This window comes from Parabacteroides sp. PF5-6, assembly GCF_029504695.1.
Classification (GTDB): domain Bacteria; phylum Bacteroidota; class Bacteroidia; order Bacteroidales; family Tannerellaceae; genus QVMG01.
This window is the reverse complement of record NZ_JAQFIN010000003.1, coordinates 438,071-446,511: the sequence shown is the minus strand read 5'-3', so window position 1 is coordinate 446,511 and position 8,441 is coordinate 438,071. Positions and strand designations below refer to the sequence as shown.

Sequence of the window (8,441 nt, the reverse complement as noted above, 5' to 3'; positions counted from 1 at the left end):
AGAACTGCTTACCGAATTTCAAGTCAATTCAAAACAAAATGTCAAAGAGCAATTGGATTTATTTAATTCAAATTTTTAACGCATCAGTACTAATTGATAATTGATAATTGACAATTGACAATTGAAAGTGAATATGATAAATAAACAGAACGCTCAACTAAAAAACATTACTCCGATATTTGATCGGATGATGCGGCGGGAGGATAAAGAAGAACTCCTGAAGCAACGCAGTGTGATGGTTTGGTTTACCGGGCTGAGTGGTTCGGGCAAGAGCACGATTGCGATTGCTTTGGAACAGGAATTGCACCGGCGGGGCTTGTTGTGCCGCATACTCGATGGCGATAATATCCGTACGGGTATCAACAATAACCTGGGCTTTTCGCCGGAAGACCGGAAAGAGAATATCCGCCGGATCGCCGAAGTGGGGAAGTTGTTTATTGATACGGGCATCATTACGCTTGCCGCCTTTATCAGTCCGGACAATGAAATGCGGGAGATGGCGGCACAGGTCATCGGGAAGGAGGATTTCCTGGAAGTCTATATCAGTACGCCGATTGAAGAATGTGAACGCCGGGATGTGAAAGGCCTTTATGCCAAGGCTCGAAGAGGGGAGATCAAAGAGTTTACAGGTGTCTCCGCTCCGTTTGAAATACCAAAGGATCCGGATTTGTCTTTGGATACGTCCGCATTGACTATTGAAGAATCGGTCAATCGGTTGTTGGAAGTTATTTTGCCTAAGGTGGAGTTGAATGAATAGAAAAGGATTTGAATATTCGAGATGTACGGACTAGTAGTATCTAAGCTCCTCTCCTGGACAGAAGAGGGGGACCACCGCTTGCGGTGGTGGAGAGGTTGTCTTTGTAAAAACAAATTATACCAGTAAATTGTCAATTAGGAACAACCACTCCACCGCTGCAAGCAGCGGTCCCCCTCGCCTGTCCAGGCAAGGAGCCGAGATAGTCCATTTGGTATTTATTGGAATATTCAATGATCAAATAAAATAAATATGTCAGAATACAAATTAAGTCATTTGCAGGAGCTGGAAGCCGAGTCGATCCATATCATTCGAGAGGTGGCGGCGGAGTTTGAAAATCCGGTGATGCTTTATTCCATTGGGAAAGACTCTTCGGTGATGGTGCGTCTGGCGGAGAAAGCGTTTGCGCCGGGTAAGGTGCCTTTCCCGTTGATGCATATCGATTCGAAATGGAAGTTTCGGGAGATGGTTGAGTTTCGGGATGCCTATGCGAAGAAGTTCGGGTGGAACCTGATTGTGGAATACAACAAAGAAGCGTACGAAGCAGGTGTCGGACCTTTTACCCATGGCAGTAAGGTACATACGGACCTGATGAAGACCCAGGCCTTGTTGCAAGCCTTGGATAAACATAAGTTCGATGCTGCCTTTGGAGGCGCGCGCCGCGATGAAGAGAAGAGCCGGGCAAAGGAACGGATCTATTCGTTCCGCGATAAGTTTCACCAGTGGGATCCGAAGAATCAACGCCCCGAGCTTTGGGATATCTACAATGCCCGTATCCATAAAGGCGAGAGTATCCGGGTGTTTCCTTTGTCGAACTGGACCGAACTGGATGTCTGGCAGTATATCCGCCTGGAGAACATACCGATCGTACCGCTTTATTATGCCAAGGAAAGGCCGATCGTGAATATGGACGGAAACCTGATATTGGTCGACGACGAGCGCATGCCGCGTGAACTGGCAGAGAAAGCGGAGATGATGAAAGTACGCTTCCGTACGCTGGGTTGTTATCCGTTGACCGGAGCGGTGCGCAGTGAGGCCGAGACAATCGAAGAGATTGTCGAAGAGATGATGACGACGACCAAGAGCGAACGCACCACCCGGGTGATCGACTTCGATCAGGAGGGGAGTATGGAGCAGAAGAAGAGAGAGGGGTATTTTTAGTTGAAAGTTGAAAGTTGAAAATTGAAAGTTGAAAATGAGTGCACTGAATATAAAGGAATACCTGGACAGGGACGAGCAGAAGGATTTGTTGCGGTTTCTGACGGCTGGCTCGGTGGATGATGGGAAGTCGACGTTGATCGGGCGGTTATTGTTCGACAGTAAGAAGATCTATGAGGATCAGCTGGATGCGTTGGAGCGCGACAGTAAACGCATGGGCAATGCGGGGGATCATATTGATTATGCGCTTTTATTGGACGGACTGAAGGCGGAGCGGGAGCAGGGCATCACGATCGATGTGGCTTATCGTTACTTCAGTACGAATAACCGGAAATTTATTATTGCCGATACGCCGGGGCATGAACAGTACACCCGTAATATGATTACCGGTGGCTCGACGGCCAACCTGGCGATTATCCTGGTGGATGCCCGCACGGGCGTGATCACACAGACGCGGCGGCATACCTTCCTGGTCTCGCTATTGGGCATCAAGCATGTTGTCCTGGCAGTGAATAAGATGGACCTGGTGGACTTTGATCCGCAACGTTTCGAAGAGATCGTTGCCGACTATAAGGCTTTTGCCGCAGGGCTCGATATTCCGGATATCACTTGCATCCCGCTTTCCGCGTTGGATGGAGATAATGTGGTGGAACGGAGTGAAAGGACGCCTTGGTACACCGGGCTTTCCCTTCTGGAATACCTCGAGACGGTGCCGATCGATCAGGACCGCAACTACGAGGACTTCCGTTTCCCGGTGCAATATGTGCTTCGGCCGAACCTCGACTTCCGCGGTTTTAGCGGTAAGGTGGCGAGCGGAGTGGTACGCAAAGGGGATACGGTCATGGCGTTGCCGTCGGGCAAAACATCGAAGGTGAAAAGTATTGTTACCTACGACGGGGAGCTGGACTATGCCTTTCCGCCGCAATGTGTCACACTGACGCTCGAGGATGAGATCGATATCTCGCGTGGCGAGATGCTGGTACATCCGGATAAGTTGCCGACGAGCGACCGGAATTTCGAAGCGATGTTGGTATGGATGGATGAGGAACCGATGGATAAGAACAAACAATTCTATATCAAACATACGACCGATACGACGCGCGCCCGGATCGACAGTGTGCGCTACCGTGTGGATGTGAATACAATGGAACATTCGGCTGTCGATCAGCTGTCGTTAAACGAGATTGGAAAGGTGGTCTTTACCACCGGAAAAGAATTGTTTTTCGATGCCTACGTCCATAACAAGCAGACGGGCGCGTTTATCCTGATCGACCCGATCACGAACAATACCTCTGCTGTAGGCATGATCACCAACCGGGTGGATGTGAAAGATATGATGACGGAGGATGCATTAGCTGTCCTGAACCTGCCCGAACTTGGGATAGGTGAGGAACATTACGATGCCGTCCGCCGGATATGTGAGGAGATGAAGAAGCAGGGGATCCCTGTTAAGATACAATTATGAATTATGAATTATGAATTATGAGAATAGGGATCTCTCTTCTTTCTCATAATTCATAATTCATAATTCAAAATTCCAAAAAAGATGGGACTACAATTTGATAAATTACCGGTAAATACATTAGTAGGTGCCAAGTGGAATACCTTCAAAGCCCTGGCGGCGGAGAATGAAATAGATAAAGGCTACCGGCAGAAGTATTATCTGACCCAAGCAGTCTGCCGTTTATTGAGCCTGCTTCAGCCGATCGAGGACAGCCGTTACCGGAAGCTGCCAGCGCAACCCGACGTGATCGATCCCCTGTTTATTCTGGGGCATTGGCGTAGTGGAACGACCTTTGTGCATAATGTCTTTGCCTGCGACAAACATTTCGGATACAATACGACCTACCAGACTGTATTTCCGAACCTGATGTTGTTTGGCCAACCCTTTTTCAAGAAAACGGTTTCCTGGCTGATGCCCGACAAGCGACCGACGGATAATATGGAACTCAAGGTCGATCAGCCACAGGAAGAAGAGTTTGCACTCTCCAATATGATCCCGTATTCTTATTATGACTTCTGGTTTTACCCGAAGAAGATGATGGCGTATTGCGATCGTTATCTCTTGTTCGATACGATCCCGGAGGCAGAGCGGCAAGTGTTTAAGGAAACATTTGACCGGCTGGTGAAAACTTGCCTGTGGAATACCCAGGGCACGCAGTTCCTCAGTAAGAACCCGCCGCATACCGGACGGATCCGTACGCTGTTGGAGATGTATCCCAATGCGAAGTTTATCTACCTCAAGCGCAATCCCTATACGGTGTTTGAGAGTACGCGCAGTTTCTTTACCCATACGATCCGCCCGTTGCAGCTGCAACATATTTCGCCGGAAGAATTGGAAGCGAATATCATCGAGGTGTATCGCCGTCTCTATTATAAATATGAAGAAGAGAAACACCTGATCCCGAAGGAGAACCTAGTGGAGATTAAGTTTGAGGACTTTGAAGCCGATGCTTTTGCCATGACCCGCGATATCTACACGCAGTTGCAGTTGCCCGGTTTCGATGCCGCCCAAGCGGATATCGAGAAGTATTTGGGTAAAAAGAAAGGTTATAAAAAGAACCAGTACCAATACGAAGACCGGACGGTACAGCTTGTCGAAGAACACTGGAATATGGCGCTTCGGGAGTGGAATTATAGCCTGTAAATAAACTACCGGTAGTTCGTGAACAAACTACCGGTAGTTCGTGAACAAACTATTAGTAGTTTGTTCGCAAACTACCGGTACTTTAAAAACAGAGATATGCAAACGCACAAAAAAACAATAAAATATCGTCTCGCCTTCTTATTTTTCCTCTTCATTGTCAATTGTCAATTGTCAATTGTCAATTGTCAAACGGCTGTTCCACTGCCGTTTGGAAACATGGACGAGTGGGTGGTGCGGCAGATCAAGGAATCGGCCGTGATCGGCGGCAATACGAAGTTATTGTATGAGGTGGCACCGACGGATACGATCGTCGGGAGTGAACCTTACGCGAACCGGGGCGGCTCGCCTTGGGCCAATTCCAATGTGTTAGCGAAAGTGGCGGGCGTAGTGAAAACGAATACTTCTGTCTTTCCCGAACGGCGGGACGAAGGTTGGTGTGCCCGTCTGGAAACCCGTTGGGAGGCGGTGAAGGTATTGGGGTTGGTGGATATTGAAGTGATCGCTGCCGGTTCCTTGTTTCTGGGTTCGATGAACGAACCGATCCGCGGCACGAAGGATCCGCAGAGCAAATTGAATAACGGCATTCCTTTCACGCAGAAGCCGAAAGCCCTGCAATTCGATTATAAGATCAAAGCCTCACCGGAAGAGAACCGGATACGCAGTACCGGCTTTAGCCGCAAAGGAACCGTCGAAGGGAAAGACTCGCTTTCCGTTGTCCTTTTCTTGCAAAAGCGCTGGGAGGATAAAGACGGGAATGTGTACGCCAAGCGCGTGGGTACGGTGGTGCAACGCTACGCCGAATCGACCGCCGGTTGGGTGAACGAAGCAACCTATCCCATTCTGTATGGCGATATTACTTCCCATTCGGATTACAAAGACTATATGCGCATCCAGGTAGAGGAACGCTACGACAAGAACACGAAAGGCAAGACCGTACCCGTCCGGGAGGTTGGCTGGGCCGAACCGGATGAAACGCCTACTCATGTGGTTTTGCAATTCAATTCCAGTCACGGAGGCGCTTACGTCGGCTCACCCGGCAATACATTCTGGCTCGATAACATAAAGTTTATTTATTAATTGCCACTTGGCAGGAAAGAAGGATTTGCCGTATCTTTGATTCCATAAATGGAATCGAAGATAGAGGCGCCTCGGGTAAAATCTCAAGCGAGCTTGGCTTTTACCGCTCGGCTTTCACTATCTTTGTAGCAAAACAAATCGGTATGCCCATAATGAACGAGATAGAACAACGGATCACGCAGCTTCGGGAAGAGCTGGAACAACATAACTACAATTACTACGTGCTCTCGGCACCGACGATCTCCGACAGGGAATTCGACGAACAAATGAAAGCCCTGCAAGAACTCGAAGCGGCGCATCCCGAATATGCCGATCCCGCTTCGCCCACACAGCGGGTGGGGAGCGATCTGACCAAAGAATTCAAACAAGTAGAACATATTTATCCCATGCTCTCCCTGAGCAATACCTACTCGACGGAGGAAGTGCAAGACTTTTACGACCGAACAAGCCGTGCCTTGAATGAACCTTTCGAGATTGTGGCGGAACTGAAATACGACGGGACCTCTATCTCCCTGATCTACGAACACGGCCGCTTGGTACGTGCCGTCACCCGCGGCGACGGTACGCGCGGCGATGAGGTCACGGCAAATATCAAAACGATACGTTCCATCCCGTTGAAATTGCGTGGCAACGACTATCCGGAACGGTTCGAGATCCGCGGCGAGGTACTGTTGCCCTGGCCCGAGTTCGACCGGATCAATAAAGAACGCGAAGAGCAGGAGGAACCACTCTTTGCCAATCCGCGCAATGCCGCTTCGGGCACCTTGAAACAACAAAACCCGCAGATCGTCGCTTCCCGTAAGTTGGATGCGTACTTCTATTATCTCTTGGGCGAAGACCTTCCTTCTGAGGAACATTATACTAATCTGGAAAAGGCGCGCGCCTGGGGATTCAAAGTGCCCGACGTGATCCGCCGATGTACGACACTGGATGAGGTAGTGGCGTATATTAACAACTGGGATGTCCGTCGGAAGGAACTTCCGGTGGCCACCGATGGCATTGTATTGAAGGTAAACTCCCTGCGGCAGCAACGCAACCTGGGTTTCACGGCCAAGAGTCCCCGCTGGGCGATCGCTTATAAGTTTCAGGCGGAGAGGGCGGAGACGCGGTTGAACTCCGTCTCTTTCCAGGTGGGACGTACCGGTGCGGTTACGCCCGTTGCCAATCTCGAACCGGTCTTATTGGCCGGCACAATCGTCAAGCGGGCTTCCCTCCATAACGCGGATATCATCCGAAAGCTGGATTTGCATTACGGCGACCCCGTCTACGTCGAGAAAGGCGGAGAGATCATCCCCAAGATCGTCGGTGTAAACCTCGAAGCCCGTTCGTTTATGCTGGGCGATGCCGTGCAGTTTATCCACGCCTGCCCGGAATGCAATACCCCTTTGGTACGTCCCGAAGGCGAAGCGGCGCATTACTGCCCGAACGAAACCGGCTGCCCGCCGCAGATCAAAGGGCGTATCGAGCATTTCGTTACCCGCCGGGCAATGAATATCAATATCGGTCCGGAGACTGTCGATGCCCTTTACGATGCCGGCCTGATTCGTAACGCGGCGGATCTCTATATCTTGCAGATGACGGATCTGTTGGCCTTGGACCGCTGGGCGGAGAAGAGCGCGCGCAACCTGTTGGAGAGCTTGCGCCAGTCGCGCCAGGTACCTTTCGAACGCGTCTTGTTTGCTTTGGGTATCCGCTTTGTGGGCGAGACCGTGGCCAAGAAGCTGGCGTTAGCTTTCACTTCGATGGAGCGTTTGCAGCAGGCAACCTACGAAGAACTGATCGAAGTCGATGAGATCGGCGACCGCATCGCCCGCAGCGTTTTGGCGTACTTCGCCGATGAAGCGAACCTAAATATTGTCCGTCGATTAAACGAAGAGGGATTACAACTGTCTATAGCAGAGGACTTGCTCGCCGGGCAATCGGACAAACTCAAAGGGCTGACGATTGTGATCAGCGGCACCTTTACGAAGCACTCACGCGATGAGTATAAAGCGATGATCGATCAGCATGGCGGAAAGAACAGCGGATCCGTCTCCGGCAAGACGGATTATATCCTTGCCGGCGAGAATATGGGTCCGGCGAAGCTGGAAAAAGCCGCGAAGCTGGGCGTGAAGATCCTCAATGAAGAGGACTTCTTAAAGATGATTGAACAATGATATTGACCGACTACTTTATAAAACGAAAGGTTCGCCGGTTGGCCCGGGAGACGGGCAACCGCAACCATTGCTTTCGTTCGCTCAAAGAAGCGCACGATATCCTGGTTTTCTACGAAGGCAAGAACCTGGAAGAGATAGAGCCTTGCCTGGAGACCTTGCGTATGCTGCGCAAGAACGTTCGGGCGTGTGTCTATGTCGCGGTGGAAGCACCGGCCGACTTCCCTGAGTCGTATGTACTACTCAATAAGGTGAAAGACCTGACGGTCTTTGGTTTTCCAAAGGAAGAGGTCATTAAAAAAGTGAACGCGGTCAAGGCCGATATCCTGATCGACCTGACCGGTAAGGGCTGTGCCCCTATGCGTTACCTGATGTTGCAGCATCCTTCCGCCTTTAAGATCGGATTGAAGCGCGGTTATGAGCAGGACATGTACGACTTCTCCCTCTCAGTCACCGACCGAAACGATATGAAGTACCTCTTTGGCCAGATTATCTTTTATCTGCAGACAATACGGGGCAAGTAAGACGAAATAAAGAAGATATCGTGAGGAATATTAACTTATGACCTGTCTTTTTCTACAAAAGATGGGAAAAACTTGCTTTACCACCGGGGTCGTAAACCTTTACCACCGGGGTCGTAAACCTTTATCAC

The 8,441-nt window shown here is 50.1% G+C and carries 7 protein-coding genes; all 7 read left to right on the top strand.

Features of this window, described 5'->3' with window-relative positions:
* The first annotated feature begins 133 nt into the window (after positions 1–133).
* The 7 genes from cysC to M2133_RS05970 all read left to right on the top strand — a co-directional run bounded on the left by cysC (position 134) and on the right by M2133_RS05970 (position 8,313).
* Complete coding sequence (gene cysC, locus M2133_RS06000) at positions 134–757, top strand: adenylyl-sulfate kinase (RefSeq protein WP_277465095.1); 624 nt, start codon at positions 134–136, stop codon at positions 755–757.
* A gap of 249 nt (positions 758–1,006) precedes the next feature.
* Positions 1,007–1,915, top strand: coding sequence for a sulfate adenylyltransferase subunit CysD (gene cysD / locus M2133_RS05995; RefSeq protein WP_277465094.1), 909 nt, complete (start codon positions 1,007–1,009; stop codon positions 1,913–1,915).
* 34 nt (positions 1,916–1,949) lie between these two features.
* The gene (cysN, locus tag M2133_RS05990) at positions 1,950–3,377 is read left to right on the top strand and encodes a sulfate adenylyltransferase subunit CysN (protein ID WP_277465093.1); all 1,428 of its coding nucleotides are present in this window, start codon (positions 1,950–1,952) and stop codon (positions 3,375–3,377) included.
* 81 nt (positions 3,378–3,458) lie between these two features.
* Positions 3,459–4,559, top strand: a complete 1,101-nt coding sequence (locus tag M2133_RS05985) for a sulfotransferase (RefSeq protein WP_277465092.1) — start codon at positions 3,459–3,461, stop codon at positions 4,557–4,559.
* Between the two features lie 216 nt (positions 4,560–4,775).
* A complete protein-coding gene (locus M2133_RS05980; protein ID WP_277465091.1) occupies positions 4,776–5,636 on the top strand; it encodes a PCMD domain-containing protein in 861 nt (286 codons plus the stop codon).
* Between the two features lie 152 nt (positions 5,637–5,788).
* Positions 5,789–7,792: an NAD-dependent DNA ligase LigA gene (gene ligA, locus M2133_RS05975; RefSeq protein ID WP_277465090.1), complete on the top strand. Its 2,004-nt coding sequence runs from the start codon at positions 5,789–5,791 to the stop codon at positions 7,790–7,792.
* Positions 7,789–8,313, top strand: a complete 525-nt coding sequence (locus tag M2133_RS05970; protein WP_277465089.1) for a hypothetical protein — start codon at positions 7,789–7,791, stop codon at positions 8,311–8,313. The genes ligA and M2133_RS05970 overlap by 4 nt, the downstream gene beginning before the upstream one ends.
* Positions 8,314–8,441 lie beyond the last annotated feature (128 nt).

Excerpts from the sequence above, each read along its gene's own strand:
- ligA (WP_277465090.1), top strand. The coding sequence starts at position 5,789 with ATGAACGAGATAGAACAACGGATCACGCAGCTTCGGGAAGAGCTGGAA.
- M2133_RS05980 (WP_277465091.1), top strand. The coding sequence starts at position 4,776 with ATGGACGAGTGGGTGGTGCGGCAGATCAAGGAATCGGCCGTGATCGGC.
- cysN (WP_277465093.1), top strand. The coding sequence starts at position 1,950 with ATGAGTGCACTGAATATAAAGGAATACCTGGACAGGGACGAGCAGAAG.
- M2133_RS05970 (WP_277465089.1), top strand. The coding sequence starts at position 7,789 with ATGATATTGACCGACTACTTTATAAAACGAAAGGTTCGCCGGTTGGCC.
- cysD (WP_277465094.1), top strand. The coding sequence starts at position 1,007 with ATGTCAGAATACAAATTAAGTCATTTGCAGGAGCTGGAAGCCGAGTCG.
- M2133_RS05985 (WP_277465092.1), top strand. The coding sequence starts at position 3,459 with ATGGGACTACAATTTGATAAATTACCGGTAAATACATTAGTAGGTGCC.
- cysC (WP_277465095.1), top strand. The coding sequence starts at position 134 with ATGATAAATAAACAGAACGCTCAACTAAAAAACATTACTCCGATATTT.